Raw genomic sequence first — 14,141 nt, forward strand, 5'->3', positions numbered from 1 at the left:
GATACCATAAATTTTGTGAAATGAAAAACTCTGTCTCGGCAGAGTGCTTATGTTACAATACTAATGTTGTTCAAGAAGATTAAATTAAAGTATGCTTATTTGCAGCACTAAATAGTAGGAGATGGATTCATGTCTCGGTTATTGCGAGGAACGTTAATTTTAACTGCAGCAACATTCTTTTCAAAATTTATCGGATTGATTTATATTGTTCCGTTTAATGCTCTTGTTGGAACAAAAGGTCTTGCACTATACGGATACGCTTATAATCCTTACACGATTCTTCTAAGTATCGCAACGATGGGCGTACCGCTGGCCGTTTCAAAGTTCGTATCAAAATATAACGCTCTCGGCGATTACGCCACAGGCCGGAAGCTGCTGAAATCTGGATTGTTCATCATGACGTTGACCGGCTTTGCCGCATTCCTTGTGCTTTATTTCATCGCTCCCGTGTTATCGTCAAACATCCTTGGAAAACATGGCGGAAACGGAAATACTGTAGATGATATTACCTTTGTTATTCGGATGGTAAGTACTGCTCTGATCTTTGTTCCTTCCATGAGCCTGATCAGAGGTTACTTTCAAGGATTTCAATCCATGGGTCCAACAGCAGTTTCCCAAGTGGTTGAACAGGTTATACGAATATTATTTATTCTAATTGCGAGCTACGTTGTCATCCATGTGCTGAACGGCACCTTGACCACTGCGGTAGGCCTTGCGACTTTTGCAGCGACGGTAGGGGCAGTGGGAGGACTGCTTGTTCTCCTTTGGTACTGGAACAGACGGCGTCCTTATTTGAAAAAAATGTACGAACAGTCCACTGTGGATTCGGGGGTTTCCTTGCCAGCAATCTATCGCGAGATTGTTTCGTATGCGGTGCCCTTTGTAGCCGTTGGACTTGCAATCCCGCTCTATAAAATTATTGATCAGTTTACGATTGTTAACACACTGCAGCGGACAGGCTACAGCCAGCCAAAGGCAGAAGATGTATTTGCGATGGTCACACAGACATCACATCAGCTTGTTATGATTCCGGTGTCCCTTGCGACGGCATTTGCTCTAACCCTTATCCCCATCATCACAAAGTCTTATACAGAAGGGGATTATGACGCGTTAAACAAGCAGATCACACAATCTTTTCAGATCACTTTGTTTTTAACAGTGCCAGCAGCAGTCGGTTTATCGGTCCTTGCTTATCCAGCCTATGGAACGCTCTTTACACTCAACGACATCAAGCTGGGCGGCGAGCTTCTGCGCTGGTATTCTCTATCGGGAATATGGTTTGCGATGTTTACGGTTACCGCGGCGATCATGCAGGGTTTAAACCGGCAAAAATACGCGCTGTTCAGTCTTTTAGTCGGCATCTTGTTTAAGCTGACCCTAAACATTCCTCTCATTTATTTATGGAAAGGCGTCGGCTCAATAATTGCAACCAACATCGGGTACACGGTTTCCATTTTAATCAATCTGTATGTGATTAAGAAATATGGAGAATTCTCGTTCAAGTGGGTATTCCGCCGCGCCATCCTGATCATTGCTTTCGGTTTGGCTATGGCAGCCGCTGTTTATGTCATCAAAGCTCCTATTGAAAGTTCATTTCATGGGGTTTATACGAAGACCAGAGGCATTGCCGTTCTGGCAGCTGGCATTCTCTTAGGAGGGCTCGTTTATTTCGTCCTATCCTACAAATCTGGTTTGATACAGATTGTATTGGGACAGCGGTTCAGTTTCCTGAAAAGAAAAAAACAGAAAGCAACGTAAAAAGAAGGTCCTTTATGGGCCTTCTTTTCTGGCATTAATCATTTTGTTCATCGTACCATTTCAGCTGATTGCCGATACTATAGCCTTCGAGTGGCACTTCAAACTGGAAACCGGCCTTAGCCAGCTCTGGCTGAAGATGTTCTCTGTAAACCCAGCCTCCATGCAAATAAACGGTGCATTCTTCCGGTTTTTCATGATTTAGCAGCTCTTTTACGACTTTCCGCGCCCAATCGTGCTTTTCCTTGGGGGAAAAATTCTTAATCGAAACATTATAGGGCTCGATCCACTGATCCTGAGTAAGAAACCCTTCTTTTGCGCTGTAAAAATAAAATGCGTCATAATTCTGCTTTGCAAAATGAACAGATTTTAAGAACAAAGGACTTATGTATAAATCTATAGCTGCTGCGGGATGGTTCAGTTTCTTTCTGGCAGTTGCCAGCAGGCCGATTTTCCGTTTCATCTAACAATCTCCTCCTATAGTACTAAAATACCCGCGTTTACTAATTATAAAGCAAAATTTTGTAAATTTATAGGAAAATATACTTATAAAAAGAAATGAGGTCCAAGAAAAAAATGCGAATTGATAAATTATTAGCCAATATGGGATTCGGAACCAGAAAAGAAGTGAAACAGCTTCTGAAGAAAGGTGCTGTCTTCGTGGACGGAGTACCTGTGAAAGACAGCAAGACAAAAGTAAATCCTAAAATGCAGAAGGTAACAGTACACGGAGAAGAAGTGGTCTTTAAAGATACCATTTACCTCATGATGAATAAACCGCCTGGGGTAATATCGGCAACGGAGGATCATGTACAGGAGACGGTCATCGATCTTCTGGAAGAGCAGGATCAGATTCTTTCACCTTTTCCTGTCGGCCGCCTGGATAAAGATACAGAAGGTCTCCTCATACTAACGAATGACGGACAATTGTCCCATTCGCTTTTATCCCCTAAAAAGCATGTACCTAAAACCTATTATGCGAAAATTAAAGGAGTTGTAACACAGGAAGATGTGGATGCGTTCAATGATGGAGTTACTCTTGAAGATGGATACAAGACCAACCCTGGAGCTCTTTCCATTCTTCATTCAGGAGAGGTGTCAGAAATTGAGCTTATCATTACAGAAGGGAAATTTCATCAGGTGAAAAGAATGTTTGAAGCGGTCGGGAAAAAAGTCACCTATTTAAAGCGCATTCAAATGGGAGGACTAAAGCTCGATGAGAAGCTGAAGCTCGGAGAATACAGAGAACTGACAGCAGAAGAACTGGAACGTTTATCGGAGAGAGAGGTTTTTTAAAAGGTAATTTCGGGTAATAGCTAAAAAAAGGAGGAATGTTTTATGCTATTAAAAGCTAACGATTTACTCGATAAAAAAGTAAAGCACGCAGAAACAAAGGAAGATAACATTGACTTAAATGGCATTCTTCTGAATAAATATGATTTTTCGCTATGTTACCTGTCGTTTGAGGAAACAGTTCCTGCCGATCCCGGAAATGAAGAATCTTTTGATCCTATTGATAAAAATGTGCTGAACATGCAAGCAGCAACGAGCGGCATCGGTTCACAAAGCACGCCGCTGAGCGGTACAGGCTATCCGGTCGCTGCAAGGTCTTATTATAAAGAAACGTATTATATTCCATGGCACGATATCATTTCACTTGATGACGACATTGTCTACCAAGGTAACGAACGTCAAATCGAAGAGCCTGAAGAGTGCATGGCCTCCTCCATATTTGATGGGTGGACGGTTGAAACCATTGACGGAGAAAAAATCGGCAAGATTAAAGATGTCATCCTGGATACCATTTCAAAAAAAGCAGTTGCCCTTGAGCTCGCTGAGGGGTTTTGGTCAAAGCTTTTAGGTGAAGGCAACAAATACATGCCGATCGCAGGCGAACCAAACTGGGTGGAAGAGAAGTGGGTCGTTGAGCCGGAGCTCAAAGACCACTTGGTGAATGATAAGGATGACATTAAGCCGCTTTTTTAAAAAAAAGCAAACAAAAACCCCCTTTCCATGTGGATGGGGGTTATCTCATTAGAAAAGCACTTCACAAGAGGTGATGTCTGGCTGCAGCGCCCTCGAGGACTTAAACGGGGCGCTTTTTGCTTTTCCTAGTTAAGATACTTTTACTTTTTTAGAAGTTGTTTGCCACAAGCCTCTGCTCGGGCTGGTGACCAGGTTGTTATAAGCCAATACATTTAGATCCCTCTGGATAGTGCGCTGCGTAGTCCCAAATTCTTCAACCAATTCTCGTGTTGTAACAGTCCCTTTCCTTTTTATAAAAAGATACATGGATTTTACACGGTTCAACATACGGTTAGTTGAAGGACTCAAAAAACCACTCCCTATACAGTATTGTCGTTCATAATAAATTATAGTAAAAGATCATTAATTTATTATGATAAAATGTTTAAATTTTCATTAAATATGAGATTAAAATAAAAAGCGAAGACTCCACAATCCGGTTCTTCGCTGCTTGGCCATGATTTCATATCATGATTTCTCTCTCTATTTCTCAGGTGATTGGCGGCTTCGCAGCATGTAATGACCGCTTGTTTAATAAACAAAACAAAGCATTCATCGTTTATGTTTTAACAACCACACCTCCTATTTACGCGATATTATACTTTATTTCAGAAAAAAAAGCAAATGAGCAGTCTTTATATCGTCATTATTCTGTGTTTTTTTACCTTTTTGGTAATATAAGCTAAAATAAAGAGTGGTTTTTCGTTTGAACGAGTACCTAGTAGTACTGAAACATGAGATGATACATAAGAATTGAATGGAGAAAGGTGAGCAGTATGAAAAATGTAAATTGGAAAGAAGAAATCGAAAAAAGGAAAGAAAATCTGCTTAAGGATACACAAGGCCTGCTGCAGATCAGGAGTGTGCTGGATGAAGATAAAGCCACTGATAAAGCTCCATTTGGGCCTGGGATTGAAATGGCCTTGGATTACATGCTTGAACTGGGAAATGCACAGGGTATGCAGACTAAAAATGTTGACGGCTTTGCCGGACATATTGAAATAGGAGAAGGACAAGAATTAATCGGAATTCTCGGCCATCTTGATGTTGTTCCCGACGGTGATGGATGGACGGTGGATCCGTTCGGAGGAGAGATTAAGGATGGTAAGATCTTTGCCAGGGGTGCCATTGATGATAAAGGTCCAACGATGGCTGCTTTTTACGGGATGAAGATGATAAAGGAACTTGGCCTGCCTTTATCCAAGCGAGTCAGGCTGATTCTTGGAACGGATGAGGAAAGCCTATGGCGCTGTGTGGATCATTACTTTAAGCATGAAGAAATGCCTTCATCCGGGTTTGCACCGGATGCCGATTTTCCAATTATCCATGCCGAGAAAGGGATGCTTAACATTGATTTAAAGCAGGGAGCTGCCGCCGATAATCGCCAGCATCCTAATGTGCTTGAATCCTTTTCTTCTGGACGCAGGCTCAATATGGTGCCAGATCAGGCGGAAGCGATGATATCAGGCAGTGAAGAGCTTGAAGAAAGCTTTCAACAATTTTTAAAAAGCCGCAATTTAACCGGTTCCTCCTCCAAAAATGATGTTGGCCTAACTCTAACTCTAATCGGGAAGTCTGCGCACGGAAGTACGCCTGAATTCGGTGTGAATGCGGGAGTCTTGCTTGCTTCATTTTTATCTGGAGCAGATCTTGATGAACAGGGAAAAGCCTACATTGGTTTTGTTAAGGATCATCTTGGAAGCATTTCAGGTGAAGAGCTTGGAATTAAGGCAGAGGATGATGTTAGCGGAATTTTAACGTTAAATCCAGGGGTGTTTGATTACAGCCGGGAAGCCGGAGGGACTATCGGTCTGAATATCAGGTATCCTGTCAAGCATTCAGGAGAAACGGTATTGAATACACTTCAAAAACTGGTGGATGTAAAAGGTTTTTCCCTAGAAGTGACAAAGCATACGAAGCCTCATTTTGTAGATGAAAATCATGAGTTGGTTCAGACATTAAAAAAGGTGTATGAAGAACAAACGGGCCAGCCTGGTAATCCTATCGCTATCGGAGGCGGGACATACGCACGATCATTAGAAGCGGGTGTGGCGTTTGGGGCATTATTTCCTGGGAGGGAAGATGTTGCTCACCAAAAAGATGAATACATGTTCCTGGACGATTTATTCAGTGCTGCAGCCATTTATGCACAGGCTATTTATGAATTGGCCAGATAATCTGTGTCCATACGTTTGATTGAGAGAAAAGGGATTGGGGAGAAGGGACAAAAGTGGTTAGTCAGAAAAGAACTTCTTTAAGCCTGAAAGGTTTTTATTTATTTACTTTCTTTGCCTTTGGCAGCTTGTTTCCTTTGCTCGGTGTTTACTTTAAGGAAGAGGCCGGGCTTTCGGGAACTGAGATCGGTACGTTAATGTCATTAAGCCCTATAGTGATGATTTTTGCGCAGCCGATGTGGGGAATCATTACAGATTATACGAAAAAGCCGAAGCATGTACTCGCTGTATCGCTTCTTCTTACGGGATTAATCGGCTATGCCGTGCTGTTTATTGGCACGTACGGTTGGCTGTTCATCATACTGATCCTGCTGGCGTTATTTCAAAGTGCGATCGTACCGATATCAGACAGTATTCTTTTGAATTACGTAAACCAGACTAACCAGGAGTACGGGAATTACCGGCTGTTTGGGGCGATTGGTTTTGCAGTAGCTGTATTCATTATGGGAAAGTTATCGGAGATGTCGGGCATTTCCATCATCTTTTATTCGTTCGCTCTAAGCTTGCTTCTTTGTTTGCTGCTGATTAGAAGCATGCCGAGAGAAGGTGAGTTGCTGAAAGTGGATTTGCTTTCCGGCCTTTCTGCGTTGATTAGAATGCCGAAGTATATGGTGTTTTTAATAACCACATTTCTTATTTTTGGTCCTATCTTTGCGAACAATTTTTATTTCAGCTTTTATATCCAGGGAATTGGCGGAACCCTGACTGGAGTAGGTATCGCATTCCTGCTTGCGGCTGGCAGTGAAGCGCCATTCATGAAACTGTCGGGCATCGCACTGAGAAAGTATGGTGTTATCCAAATCATGATGTTTGCGGCAGCGGTTTCTGGTTTAAGATGGACCTTTTATTTCTTTCAGCCGTCAATCACTGTTGTACTCTTAACGACTGTTGTCCAGGGCTTTTCCGTCGGTTTGTTTATTCCGGCGGCAATGGAATACATCCGGGAGAATACTCCCTCTGATGTGCGGGCTACAGCGGTTTCCTTATATACTGCCGTAGGTAATGGACTCGGTTCATGGTTCTGTACGTTTTTGGGAGGCATTATCTTTGATAAGTATTCAATCTTCAACACCTATCTTTTCTTCGGTATTCTTTCTTTTGCAGGCCTCTTTATGATTGGAATATTAATGCGGCTGCAGTCCAAAGATAAGCTTGGACTCAGTTCTGGTGTATAAAAAGACGGCTCATGATCCCACATGTGGACCTTGAGCCGTCTTTTTTCTTTTTATTCGAATTGGAACAGATCAGTGGATAGATAACGCTCTCCAGAATCACAGGTGATACAGACAACCACGTCATCCTTGGAAAGCTTTTTGGCGGTTTGAACCGCACCATAGACTGCTGCCCCGGACGAAGGGCCAACGAGGATACCTTCTTCTGCAGCGAGTCTTCTGACGGTCGTATAAGCTGGTTCATCCTCTACATTTATGATTTCGTCATAGACGTTCTGATTTAAGATTGACGGTATAAAACCAGGGCTGGTTCCTACCAGCTTATGTTTGCCTGGTTTGCCTCCTGATAAAACAGGAGAACCCGCCGGCTCTACCACATGCACTGTCATATCGGGGAAAGCCGCTTTTAGTGTTTCGCCAGTCCCGGTAATGGTACCTCCCGTGCCGGCAGGAGCAACGAAGGCGCTCAACGGCTTTTTCAGCTCTTGCATCGCTTCAATGATTTCAACGGCAGTGGTTGTGCGGTGGGCATCTGGATTCGCAGCGTTTTCGAACTGCATTGGCATAAAACTGTTTTCAGGGTTTTCGGCCAGCAGTTCTCTTGCCTTATTGATGGCCCCAGGCATCTTTTCGTCTCCTGGTGTGAGCACGACTTCTGCACCATAAGCTTTGAGAAGATTGATTCTCTCGGCCGTCATTGTATCTGGCATAACGATCACTGACTTGTACCCTCGGGCTGCCGCGTTCATCGCCAGACCGATTCCCGTGTTTCCGGATGTCGGTTCAATAATCGTATCCCCAGGTTTTAATTGACCTGATTTTTCCGCTTCAATGACCATGTTATAGGCAGCCCTGTCCTTTAGGCTCCGGCTTGGATTATAATATTCGAGTTTCACGTAGATGGAGGCCCCGTCTGGGTCAGGTATATGATTCAATCGGACAAGAGGAGTATCTCCAATTAATTCGGCTATGTTTTGAACAACTTTCATGATGATTTGCACATCCCTGTCTTTAACTAATTACAAAAAGTATAACAAATCCAACTTTTAAAATAAAACATGAAAGCTTTTGGATGGTTGTACGGTGATGCTTTTTGGTAAGATAGGAATAATTCCTTTTTAATGGAGATGAAAGAATGTATGAATAGACATATTTTTGCTGCCGTTCCAATTCCTTCTCATGTAAAACGCACGATTGGTGAATTATCCGAAGTGCTCAAAGAAAAGCTTCCTTTTAAACAATGGGTTCATCAAGAGGATCTGCATCTGACGCTGGCTTTTCTTGGACAAACCAGTCAAAATCAGCTTATCAATCTAAAAGAATCGTTTCATATGAATATTCATGATCTTCCATCTTTTTCTCTCACGGTATCAAGAGCAGGATTTTTCGGCAAGCTGGGCCAGCCCCGTATATTCTGGCTCGGAGTAGAAAAAGAGGCGGGCCTTTTTACTTTGCAGAGAACGGTACACGGCCTTTGCCAGAAAGCGGGCTTTCCGGTAGAAACCAGGCCGTATTCTCCCCATATTACTATTGCTAAGAGGTGGGGGGACGCTGACGCCTCCATTAATAGCGTTTTTGATGAAAACATGATCAATCCGGTTGCCGGGCTGACGTTTGAAGTTCGCTCCATTGTGCTTTACGAAACTCACCTGGATAAAGTGCCTAAGTATAATGTCATCGAAGAGTTTAATCTTAAAGGAGAGGACGAACATTGAAAGCCTTTGTGATTATATTTCAGATTGGTGTTTTGTATTTGTTTCATATGCTAGGTGTTTGGATATCAGAAAGCTTGCATTTATTCATTCCAGGAAGTGTTGTCGGAATGATTTTATTGTTTATAGCCCTCTGTACAGGGAAATTTAAAAGCAGATGGGTAAGTTCGGGAGCGCGGTTTATGTTAGCGTATCTCCCGCTATTCTTTATTCCTGTCACTGTAGGAATCATGAACTATCCAACCCTTTTTTCCGTGAAAGGACTGCTGCTCATTGCCGCAACGGCGGTATCTACGTTATTAGTTGTAGCTGCCACAGGCTGGTCGAGTGAACGTCTCATGTCAAAGAAGGAGTCTGTCAGCAATGTTCTGGACTAGTCTTATTTTTATTCTCATAACTGTGCTCCTTTTTATCGCTATGAAAAAGGTATATGAAAAATGGAACTCGCCTTTTCTTATCCCTGTTCTGACAACGACGTTTGTCATGATCCTGCTACTTCTTTTCACTCATATTCCATATGAGAAGTATATGGCAGGAGGAAAATGGATTGAAGAGCTGCTCGGACCCGGTGTGGTAGCTCTCGCTTATCCTCTGTATTTATACAGAGAAAGTTTAAAACGCCACCTTGTATCCATAATTGTAGGCGTATTTACAGGTACCCTTGTAGGTGTTCTTACTGTTTTTCTCTTTGCCAGTGCGATCGTAACGAACAAAAGAATCATCCTCTCCATGCTTCCGAAATCTGTAACCACACCAGTCGCGATGGAAATTGCCCGATTAACCCATGGCTCACCTGCGCTTGCTTCTGTTTTTGTGATAATTGCCGGAATTTCCGGTGCCGTTTTTGCGCCAAGGTGGTTCAACTGGCTGAGGCTGAAGACTCCCCTGGCCAGGGGATTAGGAATTGGAACGTCATCCCATGCGATCGGCACATCCAAAGCGATGGAGTTCGGTGAAGAAACAGCGGCATATAGCTCAGTGGCAATGGGATTGAGCTGCATTATTGCTTCCGTTCTCGTGCCGCTTTTTGCGGCATGGTTTTTATAGAATCACCTTAATATTAAAAGGAGAGGGAGATGGCATTTGGCTCAGCTCGTAAAACTTGAAGACTATGTGTCTCGGTATGAATTAAATCTTTATCACTACCAGAGCCGATTTGTTGCGCTAAAAAAAAGGCGGGCTGAAGAAGGGAAGAATCAAAGGACTTCCATTTCAAGAAAGATTTTTACCTCCCAGCTTAAGTGGGCAAGCTCGACGGTTAAAGAATTCTCAAATTTGGACCCATGCTATTTGAACGACGAACAGCTGCAATTTTTAACTACTAAAATTCCGGATAGCTATTTTTTATTTTACAAACCAGCTATCCTGCATAAAGCGGCACCGGTAGAATTGGAAGTCATTCTGGCTGGGCCGGGGGCGATCTGGTGTATCGTGCTGCTGGAGGGGAAAGATGCCATTTATCAGGAGGACACAAAACACTTTTGGAAGCGTACTGATGATGGACAGAAGAGTAAAAAGGTAGTCAATCCTTTTATCGCACTGGAAAGAATGGATTTTGTGCTTAAGCCTTATCTGGAGCCCTTCAAAGACAGGCTGCAGTTGAAAAAAGCAGTTTTATGCCAGAACGGTTATGTCGATATCCCGCCGAAGTGGAGTGATGTCCAGGTGGTCGATAAGCGTACCTTTGGATCCTGGTATACCAGAGTGGCTGGTGATCCAAGCCCGCCGAAGAGCCACCAATTAAAATTCATCGATGCCCTGCTAAAGGCTTCTGTCACCAACTCCCTTCTGCAGCCGGAATGGGAAGGAAACAGCAGATTAGAGGAGTAATGACGGTCTATGTCGAATTCTATCTTATTCATATTTAAAGGATAAGGACTGCAAATGAAACTCTATTTATTTATTATTCATGCAAACAATAAAAAGGCTCAAAAAACCTGGAAGTCCGTAAAAAAGATTCTTTCAGCCGAGGATGTTCCTTACCGCTCCTACTATACGGAGAGTGAGGGTCATGCGCTTGAAATTGCCAAAAAGATCTCCTACATTAATCGGGATCAGATCGAAGCTATCATTACGGTAGGCGGGGATGGGACCATCCATGAAGTAATCAACGGACTGAAGGATATGCCTGAAGTACCGGTCGGCTTTCTCCCAGGCGGATCTGGCAATGACATTATTCGGGGGTTGGGGTTCAATAAGAAAAAGAGTCTGGCCTATATTTTAAAAAGACGCCTTTTAAATAAAATGAACCCTAAAAAAGTCATTGACGCTGGGGTACTCAGCTTTCCAGGCAATAAAAGACGAAATGAATTATTCGTGAGTACAGCCGGAATCGGGTTTGACGGGGAAGTGACCAAGCTGACCAATCGATCATGGTACAAGAAATGGTTCCAGCGCTTCGGTGCAGGAAACTTTGCCTATACCGTAAGCATGTTCCGTCTTCTTTTTTCCTATACACCGGTGGATGCTGCCGTTACTGTGGATGGCTGCGAGCACCAGTTTTCATCGGTTTGGCTGATCGCTGCCGGCAATATGCCCTATTACGGGGGCGGAATGAAAATATGCCCTTCTGCAAGATCGGATGATGGCCTGCTTGAGCTGTGTATTGTCCACGGCCTGCACCCATTAAAGCTGCTATTTCTCTTTGTTACCGTATTCTCGGGTAACCATAAGGAGCTGGATGGTGTAACCATTCTCGAAGGAAGACGGATCTCCATAGCAAGTAAAGAGCCGTTAACGGTTCAGGCGGATGGAGAATTGCTCGGCACAACACCTGTTGAATGTTCCGTCATTCCCTCTGCACTGTCTATAAAAGTTTAATTTCGCGGGAAAGTTGAGCAAAGTGAATTCTGTTTTTCTATCATTTGGATAAAATAAGAAGAGTGTATCGTCTGATAGGCTCGTCGGGTTTTTTTGGACAAAAAAACCCGACGAGCCTGTTATACATAGACTGTAATGAACGGTGAATACTGCATGATTCTCGGAAAGCATTGGTTATTTAGGGGGTGGATCGGCATTTTGAACAATCATAAACGTGTTGCGGAAGCAGAACAGATCGAAGCCTATCTTGATACATTTACAATGGTCACACTCGTCATTTTTACCGAAGTGCCGAGGGAGGCCTATTTTTACGTAACAGACCTTGAAAGGGTTTACCCATTAAAAAAGATTTCTGAACAGCGGTTGGAGGACCGGCTGCTTTTTCATATGGTTCTTGATCAGAAAATTCCTATCCAACGGGATTATTGGGTTGTGTGCCCTAACGGAGGAAGAATCCCGTTAAAGACGGGGGCGGTTGTAAGAACAAAAGAGTTTGATGAAGTCTTCGCGTATGAAAAAAGTGATCTTGGCACTTTGTATACCTCTGAAAAAACCAGTTTTAAAGTCTGGGCGCCGACCGCTTCTTCTGTACGGCTGAAGCTGTTTACGAGTGTGAGTACAGCCTTTGAACACCCGATGAGATTGGGAGATAGAGGGGTATGGGAAACGGAGATAGCAGGTGATCACCATTTAAATGAATATTGTTACCTTGTCAGAGTAAATCATGCGGTCAATGAAGCTGTGGACCCCTATGCGAAAGCCGTGACGATCAATGGAAAAAGGGGAGTTGTGATCGACTTAAGCAAGACCGATCCTGTGGGCTGGGATACTGCTCTTTCCCCTCCTCCCATCAAAAAGACAGACAGTATTATATATGAAGTCCATGTCAGGGATTTTTCTATTCATCCGTTAAGCGGCATGCAGCATAAAGGTAAATTCCTTGCGTTTACAGAAACAGGCACTGCAGGTCCTGGCCATTCTGTTACAGGAATCGATCACTTGAAAAAGCTGGGTGTTACGCATGTCCAGCTTTTGCCCGTCAATGATTACGGAAGTATTGATGAAACAAAGGCAGATACGGAGTACAACTGGGGTTATGATCCGCTGCATTTCAATGTGCCTGAAGGCTCTTATGCGACCGATCCCGCAGATCCGATTTCAAGAATCAAGGAATTTAAAGCACTGATTTCATCTATGCACGTAAATGGTCTTCGTGTCATTATGGATGTTGTTTATAACCATGTTTTTATCAGGGAGACATCTGATTTTGAAAAGATTGTGCCTGGCTATTACTTTAGGTTTGATTATGGAGGGAATCCTGTCAATGGAACAGGCGTAGGAAATGATACAGCCTCAGAACGATATATGATGAGGAAATTCATGATGGATTCAGTGATGTTTTGGACGAAAGAATATAAAGTAGATGGTTTCCGGTTTGATTTAATGGGTATTCATGATATCAAAACGATGAACGAAATTTACAGGGAACTTGCGGAAGTAAATCCTGCTGTTTTTATTTTAGGAGAAGGCTGGAAGATGAATACGTGGCTGGATGAAGACCAAAAGGCATGTATTGATTCTGCAGTTAAGATGCCGGGAATCTCATTCTTTAATGATCGTTTCCGTGACCATGTTAAAGGGAATATCTTTCATGACGTACATGAAGGATTCATTAATGGGGACGCCTCCCAAATTGCAGGGATGTATGAAAATGCATTCGGAAATTCGGGAGAGCAAGGGTTGTTCATAACACCAGGCCAAAGCATTAATTATATTGAATGCCATGATAACCACACGTTATGGGACCGGCTTCGTGCGCTGCATCCCTATGAAGAAGAGACAGTCCTGCGAAAACGGCATTTGCTCGGTACAGCACTTGCTATCTTTTCACAGGGAGTTCCATTCATTCATGCAGGCCAAGAGTTTTTCAGAACAAAGCAAGGAGACGGCAACAGCTATAAATCGGGTGATATTATCAACAGGCTTGATTGGGAACGGAAAGCAAAATATGAAGCAGACGTACAATATGTGGCTGAACTCATTCAAATTAGAAAGAAGCATCCCGCCTTCCGAATCGATCAACCTGAGGTAATTGCCGACTGCTTATCTCTTCTTCAATACCTGCCTGATGGATTGTTCGGGTACATGATCAAAAACATAGGCGAGCTGGATTCATGGAAGCATATTATCCTTTTATACAACGGCCATCAGAGCGAGAAGGTTTACCAGCTGCCGTTTCCAGGCCAATGGACAGTTACGGCAGAGGCAATGGAAGTGAAAGAGGATGGGCTGTATAAAACAGATGCCGATACGCTCATCATTCCGCCACTTGGATTTACAATGGCCGTTCAGTATAGCGAAAAATTTTAACGAAACATAAATATGTACGATTTTTCTTCAGGCTGTGTTAAAATAATGTATTC

Annotated in this window: 14 protein-coding genes; 11 read left to right on the plus strand and 3 right to left on the minus strand. The window is 43.1% G+C overall.

Annotated elements, in window-relative coordinates; genetic code table 11:
- Positions 1 to 129 precede the first annotated feature (129 nt).
- Positions 130 to 1,758: a polysaccharide biosynthesis protein gene (locus P4361_RS03950; protein ID WP_328088367.1), complete on the plus strand. Its 1,629-nt coding sequence runs from the start codon at positions 130 to 132 to the stop codon at positions 1,756 to 1,758.
- Between the two features lie 34 nt (positions 1,759 to 1,792).
- Here the strand turns inward: P4361_RS03950 and P4361_RS03955 are convergent, their stop codons facing one another.
- Positions 1,793 to 2,218 carry a DUF6884 domain-containing protein gene (locus P4361_RS03955; RefSeq protein ID WP_256226329.1) on the minus strand — a complete coding sequence of 142 codons (426 nt, stop codon included), beginning with the start codon at positions 2,216 to 2,218 and terminating at the stop codon, positions 1,793 to 1,795.
- Between the two features lie 113 nt (positions 2,219 to 2,331).
- On the opposite strand from P4361_RS03955, the gene P4361_RS03960 reads away from it, so the two are divergent.
- Both P4361_RS03960 and P4361_RS03965 read left to right on the plus strand, forming a co-directional pair.
- Positions 2,332 to 3,051, plus strand: a complete 720-nt coding sequence (locus tag P4361_RS03960; RefSeq protein ID WP_328088368.1) for a pseudouridine synthase — start codon at positions 2,332 to 2,334, stop codon at positions 3,049 to 3,051.
- Positions 3,052 to 3,093: 42 nt separating this feature from the next.
- Positions 3,094 to 3,741 carry a PRC-barrel domain-containing protein gene (locus P4361_RS03965; protein WP_328088369.1) on the plus strand — a complete coding sequence of 216 codons (648 nt, stop codon included), beginning with the start codon at positions 3,094 to 3,096 and terminating at the stop codon, positions 3,739 to 3,741.
- Between the two features lie 129 nt (positions 3,742 to 3,870).
- Here the strand turns inward: P4361_RS03965 and P4361_RS03970 are convergent, their stop codons facing one another.
- Entirely contained in the window at positions 3,871 to 4,089 is a 219-nt protein-coding gene (locus P4361_RS03970) for a DeoR family transcriptional regulator (protein ID WP_082316176.1), read from the minus strand.
- A gap of 467 nt (positions 4,090 to 4,556) precedes the next feature.
- Between P4361_RS03970 and pepV the strand changes: the two genes are divergently transcribed.
- Entirely contained in the window at positions 4,557 to 5,957 is a 1,401-nt protein-coding gene (gene pepV / locus P4361_RS03975) for a dipeptidase PepV (RefSeq protein ID WP_328088370.1), read from the plus strand.
- Positions 5,958 to 6,010: 53 nt separating this feature from the next.
- Complete coding sequence (locus P4361_RS03980; RefSeq protein WP_256226325.1) at positions 6,011 to 7,189, plus strand: MFS transporter; 1,179 nt, start codon at positions 6,011 to 6,013, stop codon at positions 7,187 to 7,189.
- A gap of 50 nt (positions 7,190 to 7,239) precedes the next feature.
- On the opposite strand, the gene cysK is transcribed toward P4361_RS03980, so the two are convergent.
- Positions 7,240 to 8,175 carry a cysteine synthase A gene (gene cysK / locus P4361_RS03985; protein WP_091003800.1) on the minus strand — a complete coding sequence of 312 codons (936 nt, stop codon included), beginning with the start codon at positions 8,173 to 8,175 and terminating at the stop codon, positions 7,240 to 7,242.
- Between the two features lie 150 nt (positions 8,176 to 8,325).
- On the opposite strand from cysK, the gene thpR reads away from it, so the two are divergent.
- The 6 genes from thpR (at position 8,326) to pulA (ending at position 14,088) form a co-directional block, all read left to right on the plus strand.
- Entirely contained in the window at positions 8,326 to 8,901 is a 576-nt protein-coding gene (gene thpR / locus P4361_RS03990) for an RNA 2',3'-cyclic phosphodiesterase (protein ID WP_328088371.1), read from the plus strand.
- An 8-nt stretch (positions 8,902 to 8,909) separates the two neighbouring features.
- Positions 8,910 to 9,275, plus strand: a complete 366-nt coding sequence (locus tag P4361_RS03995) for a CidA/LrgA family protein (RefSeq protein WP_328088440.1) — start codon at positions 8,910 to 8,912, stop codon at positions 9,273 to 9,275.
- Complete coding sequence (locus P4361_RS04000) at positions 9,262 to 9,945, plus strand: LrgB family protein (protein ID WP_328088372.1); 684 nt, start codon at positions 9,262 to 9,264, stop codon at positions 9,943 to 9,945. Before P4361_RS03995 ends, P4361_RS04000 begins: the two co-directional genes overlap by 14 nt.
- Positions 9,946 to 9,981: 36 nt before the next feature.
- Positions 9,982 to 10,728 (plus strand): hypothetical protein, encoded by a 747-nt coding sequence (locus tag P4361_RS04005; protein ID WP_328088373.1) that lies wholly within the window; start codon positions 9,982 to 9,984, stop codon positions 10,726 to 10,728.
- Between the two features lie 54 nt (positions 10,729 to 10,782).
- Complete coding sequence (locus tag P4361_RS04010) at positions 10,783 to 11,718, plus strand: diacylglycerol kinase family protein (protein WP_328088374.1); 936 nt, start codon at positions 10,783 to 10,785, stop codon at positions 11,716 to 11,718.
- Between the two features lie 198 nt (positions 11,719 to 11,916).
- Positions 11,917 to 14,088 (plus strand): type I pullulanase, encoded by a 2,172-nt coding sequence (gene pulA / locus P4361_RS04015; protein ID WP_328088375.1) that lies wholly within the window; start codon positions 11,917 to 11,919, stop codon positions 14,086 to 14,088.
- Positions 14,089 to 14,141 lie beyond the last annotated feature (53 nt).

It is taken from the genome of Fictibacillus sp. B-59209 (genome assembly GCF_036216745.1).
In the GTDB taxonomy this organism is placed as follows: Bacteria; Bacillota; Bacilli; order Bacillales; family Fictibacillaceae; genus Fictibacillus_C; species Fictibacillus_C marinisediminis.

Excerpts from the sequence above, each read along its gene's own strand:
- P4361_RS03965 (WP_328088369.1), top strand. The coding sequence starts at position 3,094 with ATGCTATTAAAAGCTAACGATTTACTCGATAAAAAAGTAAAGCACGCA.
- cysK (WP_091003800.1), bottom strand. The coding sequence starts at position 8,175 with ATGAAAGTTGTTCAAAACATAGCCGAATTAATTGGAGATACTCCTCTT.
- pepV (WP_328088370.1), top strand. The coding sequence starts at position 4,557 with ATGAAAAATGTAAATTGGAAAGAAGAAATCGAAAAAAGGAAAGAAAAT.
- P4361_RS04010 (WP_328088374.1), top strand. The coding sequence starts at position 10,783 with ATGAAACTCTATTTATTTATTATTCATGCAAACAATAAAAAGGCTCAA.
- P4361_RS03955 (WP_256226329.1), bottom strand. The coding sequence starts at position 2,218 with ATGAAACGGAAAATCGGCCTGCTGGCAACTGCCAGAAAGAAACTGAAC.
- thpR (WP_328088371.1), top strand. The coding sequence starts at position 8,326 with ATGAATAGACATATTTTTGCTGCCGTTCCAATTCCTTCTCATGTAAAA.
- P4361_RS03960 (WP_328088368.1), top strand. The coding sequence starts at position 2,332 with ATGCGAATTGATAAATTATTAGCCAATATGGGATTCGGAACCAGAAAA.
- P4361_RS03950 (WP_328088367.1), top strand. The coding sequence starts at position 130 with ATGTCTCGGTTATTGCGAGGAACGTTAATTTTAACTGCAGCAACATTC.
- P4361_RS04000 (WP_328088372.1), top strand. The coding sequence starts at position 9,262 with ATGTTCTGGACTAGTCTTATTTTTATTCTCATAACTGTGCTCCTTTTT.